This window comes from Actinophytocola sp. (assembly GCF_050699935.1).
Lineage (GTDB): Bacteria > Actinomycetota > Actinomycetes > Mycobacteriales > Pseudonocardiaceae > Actinophytocola.
The window spans coordinates 62,488-75,664 of sequence record NZ_JBOHGB010000017.1 but is presented as its reverse complement, the minus strand read 5'-3'; the positions used below and the strand labels follow the sequence as shown (position 1 = coordinate 75,664).

At 70.8% G+C, this 13,177-nt stretch carries 18 protein-coding genes and 1 pseudogene; 8 read left to right on the top strand and 11 right to left on the bottom strand.

All coding sequences use genetic code 11. From position 1 onward, the window contains the following. Positions 1–163 precede the first annotated feature (163 nt). From ACRDTB_RS09165 to fabG, 3 genes are read left to right on the top strand one after another with little or no spacing between them, the layout of a single operon-like run. On the top strand, positions 164–1,306 hold the full coding sequence (locus tag ACRDTB_RS09165; RefSeq protein ID WP_431429593.1) for an acyl-CoA dehydrogenase family protein: 1,143 nt from the start codon (positions 164–166) through the stop codon (positions 1,304–1,306). Next, positions 1,303–3,090, top strand: coding sequence for a gamma-glutamyltransferase family protein (locus ACRDTB_RS09160; protein ID WP_431429592.1), 1,788 nt, complete (start codon positions 1,303–1,305; stop codon positions 3,088–3,090). Before ACRDTB_RS09165 ends, ACRDTB_RS09160 begins: the two co-directional genes overlap by 4 nt. A 24-nt stretch (positions 3,091–3,114) precedes the next feature. Continuing rightward, positions 3,115–3,855 (top strand): 3-oxoacyl-ACP reductase FabG, encoded by a 741-nt coding sequence (gene fabG / locus ACRDTB_RS09155; RefSeq protein WP_431429591.1) that lies wholly within the window; start codon positions 3,115–3,117, stop codon positions 3,853–3,855. 8 nt (positions 3,856–3,863) lie between these two features. On the opposite strand, the gene lysS is transcribed toward fabG, so the two are convergent. Continuing rightward, complete coding sequence (gene lysS, locus ACRDTB_RS09150; RefSeq protein ID WP_431429590.1) at positions 3,864–5,519, bottom strand: lysine--tRNA ligase; 1,656 nt, start codon at positions 5,517–5,519, stop codon at positions 3,864–3,866. 198 nt (positions 5,520–5,717) lie between these two features. Here lysS and ACRDTB_RS09145 point away from each other — a divergent pair, with 198 nt between their 5' ends. From ACRDTB_RS09145 to ACRDTB_RS09130, 4 genes are all read left to right on the top strand, one after another. Next, positions 5,718–6,266, top strand: coding sequence for a DUF4287 domain-containing protein (locus ACRDTB_RS09145; RefSeq protein WP_431429589.1), 549 nt, complete (start codon positions 5,718–5,720; stop codon positions 6,264–6,266). 21 nt (positions 6,267–6,287) lie between these two features. Next, positions 6,288–7,004, top strand: coding sequence for a TIGR02206 family membrane protein (locus ACRDTB_RS09140; RefSeq protein ID WP_431429588.1), 717 nt, complete (start codon positions 6,288–6,290; stop codon positions 7,002–7,004). Between the two features lie 432 nt (positions 7,005–7,436). Beyond that, positions 7,437–7,628, top strand: a complete 192-nt coding sequence (locus tag ACRDTB_RS09135) for a hypothetical protein (RefSeq protein WP_431429587.1) — start codon at positions 7,437–7,439, stop codon at positions 7,626–7,628. A 5-nt stretch (positions 7,629–7,633) separates the two neighbouring features. Further along, on the top strand, positions 7,634–7,870 hold the full coding sequence (locus ACRDTB_RS09130; protein ID WP_431429586.1) for a hypothetical protein: 237 nt from the start codon (positions 7,634–7,636) through the stop codon (positions 7,868–7,870). Between the two features lie 149 nt (positions 7,871–8,019). Here ACRDTB_RS09130 and ACRDTB_RS09125 read toward each other — a convergent pair whose 3' ends face one another. Genes ACRDTB_RS09125 through ACRDTB_RS09080 form a run of 10 tightly spaced genes read right to left on the bottom strand, consistent with a single transcriptional unit; the run spans position 8,020 to position 12,853 of the window. Next, on the bottom strand, positions 8,020–8,310 hold the full coding sequence (locus ACRDTB_RS09125; RefSeq protein ID WP_431429585.1) for a gas vesicle protein K: 291 nt from the start codon (positions 8,308–8,310) through the stop codon (positions 8,020–8,022). Then, positions 8,307–8,489 carry a gas vesicle protein gene (locus ACRDTB_RS09120; protein WP_431429584.1) on the bottom strand — a complete coding sequence of 61 codons (183 nt, stop codon included), beginning with the start codon at positions 8,487–8,489 and terminating at the stop codon, positions 8,307–8,309. Before ACRDTB_RS09120 ends, ACRDTB_RS09125 begins: the two co-directional genes overlap by 4 nt. Further along, a complete protein-coding gene (locus ACRDTB_RS09115; protein ID WP_431429583.1) occupies positions 8,486–9,265 on the bottom strand; it encodes a GvpL/GvpF family gas vesicle protein in 780 nt (259 codons plus the stop codon). The genes ACRDTB_RS09120 and ACRDTB_RS09115 overlap by 4 nt, the downstream gene beginning before the upstream one ends. Further along, positions 9,258–9,617 (bottom strand): gas vesicle protein, encoded by a 360-nt coding sequence (locus ACRDTB_RS09110; protein WP_431429582.1) that lies wholly within the window; start codon positions 9,615–9,617, stop codon positions 9,258–9,260. Before ACRDTB_RS09110 ends, ACRDTB_RS09115 begins: the two co-directional genes overlap by 8 nt. 1 nt (position 9,618) lies before the next feature. Continuing rightward, complete coding sequence (locus ACRDTB_RS09105; protein WP_431429581.1) at positions 9,619–9,930, bottom strand: gas vesicle protein; 312 nt, start codon at positions 9,928–9,930, stop codon at positions 9,619–9,621. A gap of 5 nt (positions 9,931–9,935) precedes the next feature. Then, the gene (locus tag ACRDTB_RS09100; protein WP_431429580.1) at positions 9,936–10,178 is read right to left on the bottom strand and encodes a gas vesicle protein GvpG; all 243 of its coding nucleotides are present in this window, start codon (positions 10,176–10,178) and stop codon (positions 9,936–9,938) included. Positions 10,179–10,181: 3 nt separating this feature from the next. Further along, positions 10,182–10,940, bottom strand: a complete 759-nt coding sequence (locus ACRDTB_RS09095; protein ID WP_431429579.1) for a GvpL/GvpF family gas vesicle protein — start codon at positions 10,938–10,940, stop codon at positions 10,182–10,184. A gap of 1 nt (position 10,941) precedes the next feature. Further along, on the bottom strand, positions 10,942–11,337 hold the full coding sequence (gvpJ, locus tag ACRDTB_RS09090; protein ID WP_431429578.1) for a gas vesicle protein GvpJ: 396 nt from the start codon (positions 11,335–11,337) through the stop codon (positions 10,942–10,944). Further along, on the bottom strand, positions 11,334–12,305 hold the full coding sequence (locus ACRDTB_RS09085; RefSeq protein ID WP_431429577.1) for an SRPBCC family protein: 972 nt from the start codon (positions 12,303–12,305) through the stop codon (positions 11,334–11,336). The genes gvpJ and ACRDTB_RS09085 overlap by 4 nt, the downstream gene beginning before the upstream one ends. 5 nt (positions 12,306–12,310) lie before the next feature. Then, positions 12,311–12,853: a hypothetical protein gene (locus ACRDTB_RS09080; RefSeq protein WP_431429576.1), complete on the bottom strand. Its 543-nt coding sequence runs from the start codon at positions 12,851–12,853 to the stop codon at positions 12,311–12,313. Between the two features lie 125 nt (positions 12,854–12,978). Here ACRDTB_RS09080 and ACRDTB_RS09075 point away from each other — a divergent pair. Beyond that, a pseudogene (locus ACRDTB_RS09075) lies at positions 12,979–13,155 on the top strand (RNA polymerase subunit sigma); the annotation flags it as partial. Positions 13,156–13,177: the final 22 nt, after the last annotated feature.

Genomic DNA, 13,177 nt, shown 5'->3' with positions numbered 1-13,177 from the left:
ACACACCCGGCCGCACCAACCCACACGAAACCATCCTCCTCCGCAGCGAAGGCATCGGCTCCCACGACATCGCCATCGCCCACCACGCCTACACCCAAGCCCTCACCCACGGACTCGCCACACACCTCTAGTGCCCGCCGACTTTCGCAGAATGGAGCCCCGCGTGGAATTCCGCCTGAGTCCCGAGCAGAAAGCACTGGTGGACACCGCACGCCGGCTCGCTCGGGAGAAGTTCGCACCGAAGGCGTTCACCTGGGACGGCTTTGCGTGGGAGAACGCGCGGGCACTCGCCAGGGCTGGTTTCACCGGCATCACCATCCCGGCCGCCGATGGTGGCCAGGGTGGTTCGCTCATCGACGCCGTTCTGGTGATGGAGGCGATCGGCCAGATCTGCCCGCATTCCGGCGATGCCATGCAGGCCACGAACTTCGGCGCGATCCGGATGCTCTCGAGCTTCGGCGGTGAGCGGGTCAAGCGGGAGATCCTGCCTCTGCTGCTCGCCGGAGAGGGACTGGTCAGCGCGGGCATGAGCGAGTCGGAGGCCGGCTCGGCGGTCACCGACCTGCGTACGACGGCCGAGTACCGCGGTGACGAGGTGGTGCTCAACGGCCACAAGATGTGGGGCTCGCACGCGCCCGAGATCACGCACTCCGTGGTGTGGGCCCGCTTCGGCCCGCGTAGCAAGGACATCGGCTGCGTCGTGGTGCCGGCGGACGCTCCCGGGTTCTCCAGGGGGCCGACGGAGACCTACATGTCCGGCGAGCACTACTGCGCCCTGTACTTCGAGGACTGCCGGGTGCCGCGCGACTACGTCCTGCTCGACTCGAACGCGCTGGGCAGAATGCTCACGACCTTCGGCGTGGAGCGGATCGGCAACGCCACCCGGGCGCTTTCCCTTGCCCAGGCGGCTTTCGACGCCGCGGCCGAGCACGCGAAGGTCCGGCGGCAGTTCGGTCGCCCACTGTGCGAGTTCCAGGGCCTGCAGTGGCGGTTCGCCGACATGAGAATGAAACTCGACGCGGCGCGCCTGCTCGTCTACCGGGCGGTGCACGGCGCGGAGTCCGGCGTGCCGGACCCGACCGAGGCGTCGATCGCCAAGTGCTTCACCAACGAGGCCGCGTTCGAGGTGGCGAACCAGGCGCTGCAGGTGTTCGGCGCCTCCGGTTACTCCACCGGGTATCCGATGGAGTACCTCCTGCGCCGGATACGCGGCTGGATGATCGCCGGCGGCTCGGTGGAGATGCTGCGGAACCGAATCGCCGCGTCGATCTTCGACCGCCGCTTCGACCAGCGGCCGGCCCGATGACCTTCACCACTCGTCCGGAGCTGGCCGGCACGTTCGGAATGGTGTCCTCGACGCACTGGATCCCGGCGACGGTGGGCATGAGCGTGCTGGAACGCGGTGGCAACGCCTTCGACGCCGCCGTCGCGGCCGGCTTCACCCTGCAGGTCGTCCAACCGCACCAGAACGGTCCGGGCGGCGACCTGGTGGCGATCTTCGCCCGGGCGGACGATCCGCGTCCCGTCGTGCTGTGCGCGCAGGGCTGCGCACCGCAAGCCGCGACGGTCGACACGTTCACCGACCTCGGGCTGGACATGATCCCCGGCTCGGGTCCACTTGCCGCGACGATCCCGGGCGCGACGCCGGGCTGGCTGACCCTGCTGCGTGACCACGGAACGATCTCCGTCTCCGCGGCGCTCGAGCACACGGTCGGCTACGCCGAGGGCGGCTACCCGCTGGCCGCGCAGGTGTGCGAGTTCGTCGGCAGGGTCGAGCGGCTCTTCCGCGACCACTGGCACACCTCGGCGGCGCTCTACCTCCCCGGCGGGACGCCGCCGCGGCCCGGCAGCCTCTTCCGCAACCGGGCGCTGGCCGCGACCTACCGCCGAATCACCCACGCCGGCCGGCAGACCGGCGGCCGCACCCGGGAGCAGGCCATCGACGCCGCGCTCCTGGCGTGGCGGGAGGGTTTCGTCGCCGAGGCGGTCGAGAAGTTCCAGCGCACACCGTGGCGGGACTCCAGCGGCGCGGACCACCCGGGCCTGCTGACCGGTGCCGACCTGGCCGGCTGGCGGCCGACCTACGAGGCACCCGCCCGCTACTCGTTCCGCGGCTACGAGGTGTGCAAGCCGTCCGCGTGGAGCCAGGGGCCGGTGCTGCTCCAGCAGCTGGCGCTGCTCGACGACGTCGACCTGGTGCCGGGCACCGCGGCATACGTCCACCAGGTCGTGGAGTGCGCGAAGCTCGCGTTCGCCGACCGGGAGGCGTGGTACGGCGACACGGCGAACGTGCCGCTGGAGACGTTGCTGTCGAAGGACTACAACGACGCCCGGCGAGACCTCGTCGGCGAGCGGGCCGCCGAGGCGCCGCGGCCGGGGTCGCCCGACGGCCGGCAGCCGCGACTGCCCGCGTTCGACCGGCAGGCCGTTCGGGACGGCAGCGTCGGGGAGCCGAACGCCCTCGCGGCCGCGGTGCTCGAGGCCGGACCGCGGGCCGACGGCGAGGCACGGACCGACACGGTCCACGTCGACGTCGTCGACCGGTGGGGCAACATGGTGTCGGCGATGCCCAGCGGCGGTTGGCTGCACTCCTCGCCGGTCATCCCGGAGCTCGGCTTCGGGCTCGGCACCCGCCTGCAGATGGCATGGCTGGATCCTGGGGTTCCCAACACCCTCGCGCCGGGCAAGCGCCCCCGCACGACCCTCTCCCCCACCCTCGTGCTGCGCGACGGCCGGCCGGTGCTCGCGTTCGGCTCGCCCGGCGGGGATCAACAGGACCAGTGGCAGCTGGGTTTCCTGCTACGGCGTCTGGTCGGTGGTGCCAACCTGCAGGAGGCCGTCGACGCGCCGGCCTTCCACACCACCCACTTCCCCAGCTCCTTCTACCCGCACGAGGCGCATCCGGGCGTGGTCGTCGTCGAGGACCGCATCGGCGGCGAGGTGATCCACGATCTGGAACGGCGCGGCCACCGGGTGGTGCGGGCGGGCGAGTGGGCTCTCGGACGGCTGTGCGCGGTGGCCCGGGACGGGGACCTGTGCCACGCGGCGGCCAACCCCCGCGGCATGCAGGGCTACGCGGTCGGGCGCTGACCCGACACCGAGGAGAGGACCGACATGGCACTACTCGAACGGAAGGTCGCGGTGATCACCGGCGGCGCGCGCGGGATCGGCCTGGCGATCGCCGAGGCGTTCGTCGCCGAGGGCGCACGGGTGGTGCTAGGCGACGTCGACGAGGACCGCGCGGAGTCCGCCGCGAAGCAGCTCGGCGATCCGTCGGTGGCGCTGGCCACGCGGTGCGACGTCACCGAGTCGGCGGAGGTGCAGGCACTGCTGCGGGGCGCGGTCGACGCGTTCGGCTCCCTCGACATTCTGGTCAACAACGCCGGCATCACCCGGGACGCCACCATGCGGACGATGACCGAGGAGCAGTTCGACCAGGTGATCGGCGTGCACCTGAAGGGCTGCTGGCACGGGACCCGGCACGCCGCGGCGATCATGCGCGAGCAGCGGGCCGGCTCGATCGTGAACATCTCCTCGCTGTCGGGAAAGGTCGGCATGGTGGGCCAGACCAACTACTCGGCGGCCAAGGCGGGGATCGTCGGCCTGACGAAGGCCGCCGCGAAGGAGCTGGCGCACCACGGCGTCCGCGTGAACGCCATCCAGCCGGGCCTGATCCGCTCGGCGATGACCGAGGCGCTGCCAGAGCGGATCTGGGACGAGAAGGTGGCCCAGGTACCCATGCGCCGCGTCGGCGAGCCGAGGGAGGTGGCCTCGGTCGCGCTGTTCTACGCGTCCGCGATGTCCTCCTACATGACCGGCACGGTCGCGGAGGTCACCGGCGGCCGCTTCATGTAGCCGCCCCGCTACCGCTCGGCCGGCCCGGCCAGCAGGTGGTGGGCGCGCTCCTGACCGATCGACAGGAGCAGTGTGGGCAACCGCGGACCGGTGTCCGAGGAGCACAGCAACCGGTACAGGGCGGCGAAGAACACCCGCTGCGCCTTCTTCAGCTCGGGGCTCGGCGGAGCGTCCTCGGGCAGGCCGCGCAGGAGCTTCGGCACGCCGTACACCAAGCGGGTCAGGCCTTCCAGGGTCCAGGCGTCGTCGATGCGCTCGTCGAGCATGCGCACCCCGTCACGGGTCCGGTCGTCCAGCTCCCGCCACGCCTCGTCGTGGAACTCCGTGCGGATCATGGTCCGCTCCTGCGGCGGCAGCAGCCGGGTCGCGTAGTTGATCGCGCACGTCAGCCGGGGCTCCAGCTCCTTGATCAGCGTGTCGTGGCCGGGCAGGTCGGGCAGGTGCTGGCGAACCAGCCGGTCGATCTGCTCGGTGTTCGCCTGGGTGATGTCGGCGGCGGAGGACAGCAACCGGAACGACACCGGACGGCGGCTGTGGTCGACCGCGCCCGCCGACGTGCGCAGGCACACCTCGCGCAGGTGCACGTCGGCCCGGGACGCGTCCGGCGCCTCGACCCGCTCGCCGAACCGGTCCCACTCGTCATAGAGCCGCTGCACCGCACGCGGCGACAGGTCGATGGTGAACGACTGCGACGGCGTGCGCCGCACGTACAGCCAGCGCAGCATGGCCGGCTCCAGCACGTCCAGCGCGGTCGCGGGAATCGCCGCCCCGCCGGTCGAGCTGGACATCTTGCTCGACCCACCCGCGAGACCCACGAACGTGTACGGGAACGAGTACGGCGCCGTGCCGCCGAAGATCTCCCGGATCACCACGCTGCCCGACGCGATGCTGCTGGTCGGCGCGTGATGGTCCTCGCCGGCCGGTTCGAAGTCGACGCTCTCGTGGACCCAGCGCATCGGCCAGTCCACCTTCCACACCAGCTTGCCGGAGATCCGCGCGCCGTCGGCGAGCGTCAGCTCGCCCGCGTGGCCGCACCGGCAGCGATAGGCCAGGGCGAGACCGTCGTAGCCGGTGACCGTCGTGAAGTCCTTCCCGCACGCCTCGCAGTACGGCTTGAACGGGTAGTACGCCGCCCGCCGCTCCCCGACCGACTGGTCGTGGCGGCCCTCGGTCTGGAACCGCGACAGGATGTCGAACACGTCGCCACGGCGGTCCATGGCATGGCGGATCGCCGCGTTGTACGTCCCCCGCGGGTACTGGTCGGACTGCCGCACCTCGCGCATCCGCACGCCCATCCGGGCCAGCGCGTCGGTGAACTCGGCGATGAAGTGCGCTGCGTAGGAGTCCCGTTCCCCGTACGGATCGGGCACCGCCGCCAGCGGCCGGCCGACGTGCTCGGCAAGGCTCTCGTCGAGCCCGGCGGGAACCTTCCGGAACCGGTCGTAGTCGTCCCACGAGTGCAGGTGAACCGCGTCGAGACCGCGCGACCTGATCTCCTCGGCCACGAAGTGGACCGTCATCACCTCGCGCAGGTTGCCCAGGTGGATGGGTCCGGACGGCGAGACGCCCGACTCGCACACGATCGTGCCCCCGCCCGACCGCCGGGCGTGCTCGATCGCCACGTCGGCCGCGCGCTGGACCCAGCTCAGTTCCGCCTCGGCCACAAACCCTCCGTACGCTGTACTCCGCTCACCTGCTCAGCCCAAAGCTAGCAGTGGGCATCGGGGGCGTATGCGCTGGCACCGCGGCTGCCGGCGGGACTCGGCCCACCCGATTCGACATTCCTTTCACCGGGATGTCGAGACCGGAGCCGCGGCCTCTACCTCCGTCACGAGACCCGTCCCGACGGAGAGGAGAACACCATGCGGGACCGCACGCGTTCGGGACTGCGACGAGCGACCGGCCGGGACCACGACGAGTGGTTCGCCCTGCTCGACCGGTGGGGCGCGCCCGGACGTCCGTTCCGGGCGATCGCCGACTGGCTCCAGGGCGAGCACGGCCTGAGCGACTGGTGGGCGCAGAAGCTGATCGTCGAGTACGAGCAGGCGCGGGGGCTGCGCCCACCCGGTGTACGGCCCGGTGGCACCTTCACCGTCGGCACCAGCAAGACGGTCGGGGTCCCGGTCGAACGCCTCTACCGGGCCGTCGTGGATCCCGAGGAGCGCGAACGCTGGCTGCCCGGCGTCGTGCTGCGCGAACGCACCTCCCGGCCACCCCGCTCGGCCCGCTTCGACTGGGCGGACGGCACCCGGGTCAGCGTCACGTTCGAGGCCAAGGGCGATGCCAAGAGCCAGCTCGCCGTGGAGCACGAACGACTAGCCGATCCCGAGACGGCACAGCGGACGAAGGCGTTCTGGCAGGAGCGGCTGGCCGCACTCAAGACCGTGCTCGACGTCGGGCTCGGCGGCTGACCCCGACTAACCTGAGTGGTCGTGGCGCTTGCGGCGGAAGGTGAGTTCACCGCATACGGCCCGTCCCACCTGTTGGTCCTGCTCGTGTTCGCGGCGACCGCGGCGGGGCTGGTCATCGCGGGTCGCCGGTACGGGCGCTCCGCGCGGGCCCGCCTCGCCGGGCGGATCGTCGCCGTGGCGATGCTCGTCGTGCAGGTGGGCATGGTGGTCTACTCCAACACGCAGTCGCGGTTCGGCGTCGACCACTCGCTGCCGCTGCAGTTGTCCGACCTCGTGGCCCTGTCGGCGGTCTATGCACTGTGGTCGCATCGGCACTGGGCCTTCGCGCTGACCTACTACTGGGGTCTGGTGCTGAGCGCGCAGGCGCTGTTCTCCCCGGTCCTGACCGGGCCCGACTTTCCCGGGCGGGACTTCCTGGTGTTCTGGAGCCTGCACCTGTTCGTGATCTGGACGGCGATCTACCTGACGTGGGGCCTCGGCATGCGCCCCGGATGGCGTGACTACCGAACGACCATCGCCGTCACCGTCGGCTGGGCCGCCGTCGCGATGATCGTCAACTCGCTCACCGGGGCCAACTACGGCTTCCTCAACCGCAAACCCGAGATCGACTCGATCCTCGACGTGCTGGGTCCGTGGCCGTGGTACCTCGTGCCCGAGATCGCGCTCGTACTCGGCGTCTGGGCGCTGATGACCTGGCCGTGGGTACGGCGGTCCGCGCGCCGCCAACCCGCCGTCTAGCGGCGTCGCCACGCAGCCGCACACGGCCGCGCCGTCCGCGGCCTCGGCGAAATCCGGCCACCGGGCACACGCCTCGCCGACCGTGACCCGCACGACCCGTTCGTACCGACCGGCGACGACAGCCGTTCCGATGAGGAACGCCACGCCACGCTACCGCCACGAGCCGGACAGCTCGCCGTCGATTTCGGCTTCCAGGACCACAGCCAGGCCACCCCTTTCCGGAACAGCATGTCCGATGTGGAGCGTGCTCGACAACGTCCGGCTCGCCGCCGACGGCCCGACCCCGCCGACCTGTCCTAATAGGACGAGGGGTGCGCGCGCGGTGGGCGTGCTCGACGGGGTACACCCAGAAAAACCGTGCCGCACTGGCGTTTGACCGCACGGGTGTCGGGTAATCGATGGGACCACCGACACGCGGAGGTGAGGCCGACGATGACAGTCGAGGAGAAGTCTCTCCAGCGGTCCACGGAAGTCGACGCGCCTCTCGAACAGCAGGTACGTGCCGTCCGCGCCGTGGCGTCGGCGGCCAAGGACGTCAACGACTGCCGGCGGTTGCTGGACATGCTCGGGCTGAACCCGCGCCCGCACGTCCCGACGGCGCCCGAACCGCGTGCAGAGCGGTGAGCACCGTGTCGCACGACGACGAGCCCGCGACACGGGCGCCCTCCCGCGGAGCGATGGTCACCTACGTCTGCGGAGAGCACGCCGCGGGCCGACACCGATTACGCATCGCCAAGGTGGTCGGTCCGGTCGCCGTCGACCCGACCACGGACAGCACGTGGATCGGTGTCAGGCATCCGGACACCGGTCGTACGCTCGACCTCATCGCGGGCAGCTCGATCGTCGACATCTCGCCGCCCTGCTGACCGGAGCCGGTTCGGACCTCCGGCAAGCTGCTCGAGGCGGGAGGTCAGGACCTCGACCACCGGCGTCCGGTCGCGTGTGCACGCTCGTGGTCGGGCAGCTGCTGGAGCTGCTCGGCGGTGAGCGATCGGACACGGTCCGGACGGTCCCGCTATTCGGGTGGCAGGAGCGTGCCTAGCGGGCCGAGATCGAGGTTGAGATCCTCGCGCCGGAGGTCGAAGTGGTCGCAGAGCTCGTCCATGCGTTCCTCCAGCCCCAGCAACGTCAGGCCGATCTTCTCGATCTGCTCGTCGTCGAGATCGCCGTGGTCGACCCGGCGGATCGCCTGCCGCTCCATCAACTGTCGCAGCAGCTCCACGACGGTGAGCACCAGCCCCACGAGGCTTTGCTCGGTCGTGTCGGGATCGGCGTTGATGCGGTGTTGGCCCGGACGGTTCGTCATCGTGGTGGCTCCAAGGCACTGATCGAGGACAGCAGCGTGCGCAGGGAGATGTGGACCAGGTCCACGTCGGCGATGGACAGGGTGAGCTCGCCGCTGATCACGACGCCACCGGCGAGCACGCGGTCGAGCAGGTCGACCAGGGCGATGCGGCGCTCGGGGGCGGGCACGGGTTCGGTCATCGCGTGCCTCCGATCGAGGCGAAGGAGTAGGCCGGCCACGGGCCCGTGAGCTCGAGTGTGACCTCCTTCTCGCGACGTTCGCCCTGGCCGTGCACCGCGCGCGCGAACTCGTCCGCCGCGCCGTCGTCGACGAGGTACGCGGCGTTGAGGATCATCGGGGAACTGGTCCCGGCCAGTGCCGAACTCTGGGGGCGGTGATGCCGGGCGTCCACGGCGAGCGCGGCCAGCGCCGTGTGGATCTCCTCGGCCCACTCGACCGCGAGCCGCTCGACCAGCTCGCGGGCCGTGCGCTGTTCGCGCTTGCGGCGCAGGTACGCGGCACCCGCGCCGCTCGGCTCGGGCCCGGCACCGGCCGGCGTGTGCTCGGGCAGGCGGCTGACGTCCAGCACGGCCTTGACACCCCACTCCGAGCGGCCGGTGATCCTGTCGAGCGCCTCGTGGAGTCCGTGCGCCTGGTCGCGCAGGAGGGAGCTGACCCGCGCGTCGTCGAAGTAGACCGTGGCGAGCCGGAACGGCGCCGCCGGTCCGGAGCGTGCCAGGGCCGTCACGACCGCGTCGTGGGCTCGTGCGACACCAGCCAACCAGTCGAGATCCTCGAGGTTGCGGCGCAACGCCGCTTCGCCGAACGTCGCGAGCGGCACCGACCCGGCCACCGCGGTCAGCCCGCCCTCGCCGATGGGTCGCACCGTCTCGTCCGCGACACCGGTCAGCTCGGCGAGCAGGCCGGGGTCGAGTCCGCGGGCGACGGCATAGACCCACGTTCCGTGCTCAGTCATGGTCGCCGGCCTCGATCTCGGACTTCTCGGGTTCGCGGCCCTCGAGCTCGGCGACGCGGGCGCGCAGCTCCTCGTTCTCGACCTTGAGCCGGTGATCACCGGCCAGCCACGGATCGTGCTCCCACCAGTCGATGCCGACCTCCTTCGCCGTCTCCAGCGAGGCGATGACGAGCCGGAGCTTGATCGTGAGCAACTCGATGTCCAGCAGGTTGACCCTGATGTCACCGGCGATGACCAGACCCTTGTCCAGTACGCGCTCCAGGATGTCGCCGAGGTTGGCGGGCTGATGATTGCCGGCCGCGCCCAGGCCGGTGCTCCGCGGCACGGTCGTGGGCTGTCCTGGTGTGCTCATCTCACTCCGTCCCCAGGTCGGCCCGCCCGCGCGGGTAACGCTTCGTCCTGCGGTAGGCGAGCAGGTCGCCGTCGTCGTCGATCTCGACCTCATAGAGCGCGAGCATGTCGGACGAGGATGGGATCCGCTGGTCCTCCAGCACCTCGACCTGGACCAGCCAGCCGTTGTCGACCGGTTCGACGGCCGCCACGCCCTCGACGCTCTTCGCGGTGAGCGCGCCGATCTGCTCCCGCGCGTGGGACGCGATGCGCGCCGCGGATGATCTCGCACCGTCGTCGCGATCCTGCTGGCTCTTGGAGTCCGTGGCGGCCACGACGATCACCTCTCCTTCTCGTCCGCTTCTTCGGTCATCCGGTCGAGCACCTGCTGCTGCAGTCGAGCCTCCTCGTCACCGGACAACTCGCCGCGCCTGCGCTCGTCCTCGATCTGTTCCAGGTCGCGTCTGGCCGACGCGGGGTGGTACAGCTCCTCCTCGACCTGCTGCTGAATCAGCTCCCCGACCTTGATGACCACGCGGACCGGCGCGAGCGGCAGGCCCAGCAGAACGGACAGGACACCCATCGGCTACCCCGTGGCCTTGCTGACGACGAAGTCGTACGGCGCGAGCGGCCCGAGCAGCCGGAGGCTGACCCGGTCGTCCCACTCCTGCGCCAGGCGACCGACCGCCTCCTCGAGGTCGGCCTGCTTCGCCGTCTCCGCCAGGCACGCGAGGTGCACCGCGTCCTCCTCGTGCGTCGGCTCCCGCACGGTCACCGTGAGACCGAGCTCGCGCAGTGCCGCCGCCGTCGTCTCGGTGTCCGCCTCCCGCTTGGCGTCGATCGCATTGTTGATGCCCTCCCCGAGCGCGATCCGCTCGTTGCGGGTGGCGTCGTCGGGCCTGCCCCGCAGCTCGTCGCGCAGCCGGCCGAGCTCGTCGTTCTCCGCGAGGATCTCGCGCAGGATCGCCTCCTGCCGGTAGCGGCCCTTGACGACGTACTCCGCCTTGCCCTCCAGCTCGCGCAGTGCGTCGGCGAACTCGTCGTGGTGGGCGGCGAGTAGCTCCTCGGCCACCTGGTCCGTGTTCGTCAGCACCGCACCGAACTTGACCGGCAGCACCGGCGCCTCCGCCGCGGCACCGTCCAACAGGGCTGCGTGGGCCGCGACGTCCTCGGGGCGCCCGAGTGCCCTGTCCGTCGCAACAGGACTGACGAGTGCGGCGACGTCGCCACGCTTGACCGTGCTCACCTTGCCGGGCGGTTCGCCGACGCCGCGGGCATCCGGTTCGGTCTCCACATCGGCGGGAACGATGCCGTAGACGTAGATTTCCCGGTCGGACTCGGCCATCTCACTCACCCTTCCCGCGACGCCCGGCTCTCTCGCCCGAGTCCTCGCCGAGAGCGTCGCGCAGCTTGTCCCCGGCCGCGTCGAGCGCGCCCTTCGTCTTCGACTTGGCGCCGTCCTGCTGCACGTCCTCGAGCAGGTCCGGCAGTCCCTTCTGCTCGGTGTCGGAGATGTCCAGCCGGTTCACGGCCTCGGCGAAGCGCAGGTAGGTGTCCACACTCGCCACGACGACACGCGCGTCGATCGTCAGCAACTCGATGCCGACGAGCGACACCCGCACGTAGGCGTCGATGACGAGGCCCTTGTCCAGGATCGTGTCGATCACGTCGGCGAGGCCGCTGGGGCTGGGGCGCTCGACCCCGCCTCCGCCGCCGCCGGCGGGCTGTACGGCTGTGGTCATGAGTTGGCCCTCACTCTCTGCCGGCGGCGGCGCCCCTGCCGGGGTGCCTCCTCGTCGGCTTCGTCCTCCTCGGCCGGTTCCTCTGCTTCGCCTTCGGCCTGGTCTTCTTCGTCCTCGGCCTGGTCGCCCTCGCCCTCGGCCTCGGCCTCGGCCTGGTCCACGACCTCGCCGTCGTGGATCTCCCCGCCCCAGCCCTCGATCTCGTCGGGATGCAGCACGCTGTGTGTCATCACGTGCCGCTGGAAGTGCTTGAGCTCGAGGCGAACCCGGCGCCCCTGCGCACGCCACAGGTTGCCTGTCTGCTCGAAGAATCCCTTGGGGTGGTACTCGATGACGAGCATGATGCGGGTGAGGTCCGGGGCCAGCTCGTGGAAGGTGACGGTGCCGTCGGCATGCCCCTTCTCGGCCTCGGAGCGCCACACGATCCGCTCGCCGGGCACCTGGTCGATGATCGTGGACTCCCAGGTGCGGTGCGACCAGAGGATCTGGGCCTGCCACCGCAGCTTCTCGTCGGCGACCTGCTCGACGTGCTCGACCTTCTTCATGAAGCCGGGGAAGTCGGTGAACCGGGTCCACTGGTCGTAGGCCAGGTCCACCGGCACACCCACGTCGATCTGCTCGACGATGTTGGTCACCTTCAGCTTGCCGTCGCCGCCGGTCAACGCGCTGCTGATCTTGTCCTTGGCCGCCCCCGTCACGCCGGTGAGCGCGCCCTTCACCGCGCCGGCAACGGCTTTGCGACGCGCTCCCGGCTCGGTGCCGGTGACCGCGCTCAGCAGGCCGGCGCCTCCTCCGCCGTTGCTGTACTCGGTCAGCCGGCCGGCCGTCGACGTGATCTTGTCCGTCAACGAGGTCGCCGCGCGGGTGGTGACCGTTTCCGCCAGTGAGCGCAGCGAGCCCGTCAACGGCGACCGGTCCACCCGCGGGGCGGCGTTCTTGGCCTTCTTCTTGAGCGTCTCGGTGGCCATCGTGATCACCGAGCCCGCCGCACCGGGGCGCGATTGGTGCGGCTGCGCGTGGTGGACCGGCGGGGCTCGCTGTCGGACGCCTCCGCGCGGGCCCGGTGCCGGGTGGTCGCGCTCGCCGCGCGGCGGCGCGGGCGCTTGGGCTCTTCTCGGTCCTGTTCGGACTCTTCGGCCGCCGCCCCCGCCGCTTCGGTGTCTCTTTCGGTGTCTCTTTCGGTGTCTCGGCCGGTGTCTCCGTCGGTGTCTCGGTCGGGCTTGCCCGCCGTCGCCGTGGGCTGTAGCCGTTCGTTCAGCGCGTCGATGCGACTGCTCGCCGCCGTCATGGCCGCCGTCCTGGCCGCGTCGAGGAGCTGCCCTCGCGCCACATCGGTGAGCTTGCCCAGCTCGGGTGACGAGCCGAGCTTCTTGAGTCCGCGTTGCATCAGCTCCCGCGGCGACCCGACCACACCCGTTGCCGCCGCCGCTGCCATCAACGCCAACCGCATCTTGCGGGAGCGGCCGAGTAAGTACCCGACCCCGACCCCCGCCGCGACAAGTGGTCCAGACTTCATGCTTCATCCTCCTGACAGGCGACCTCGTGTGCGCGCAGGCACATCGGTGACCTCCTGGCGCGCGGAGCCTGGCGTACCCCGGGTGGACCCACCAAAACCGCACGGACGGAATCGGCGGTGGCGTGGTGGAGAAGGTCGACCACACCAAGGGATTCAAGTTCTCCGCCGTCTGGTGGATCCGCCAGGCCATCGAGCGTGGACTCGCCAACTACGCCCGAACCGTCCGCCTCCCGGCCCATCTGGTGGCCGAGGTCGCGAAGCTGGGACGGACCGGACGCGATCTCCAGCTCCGGCTCGGCCGCGCCCGCGAACGGATCCGCCGGC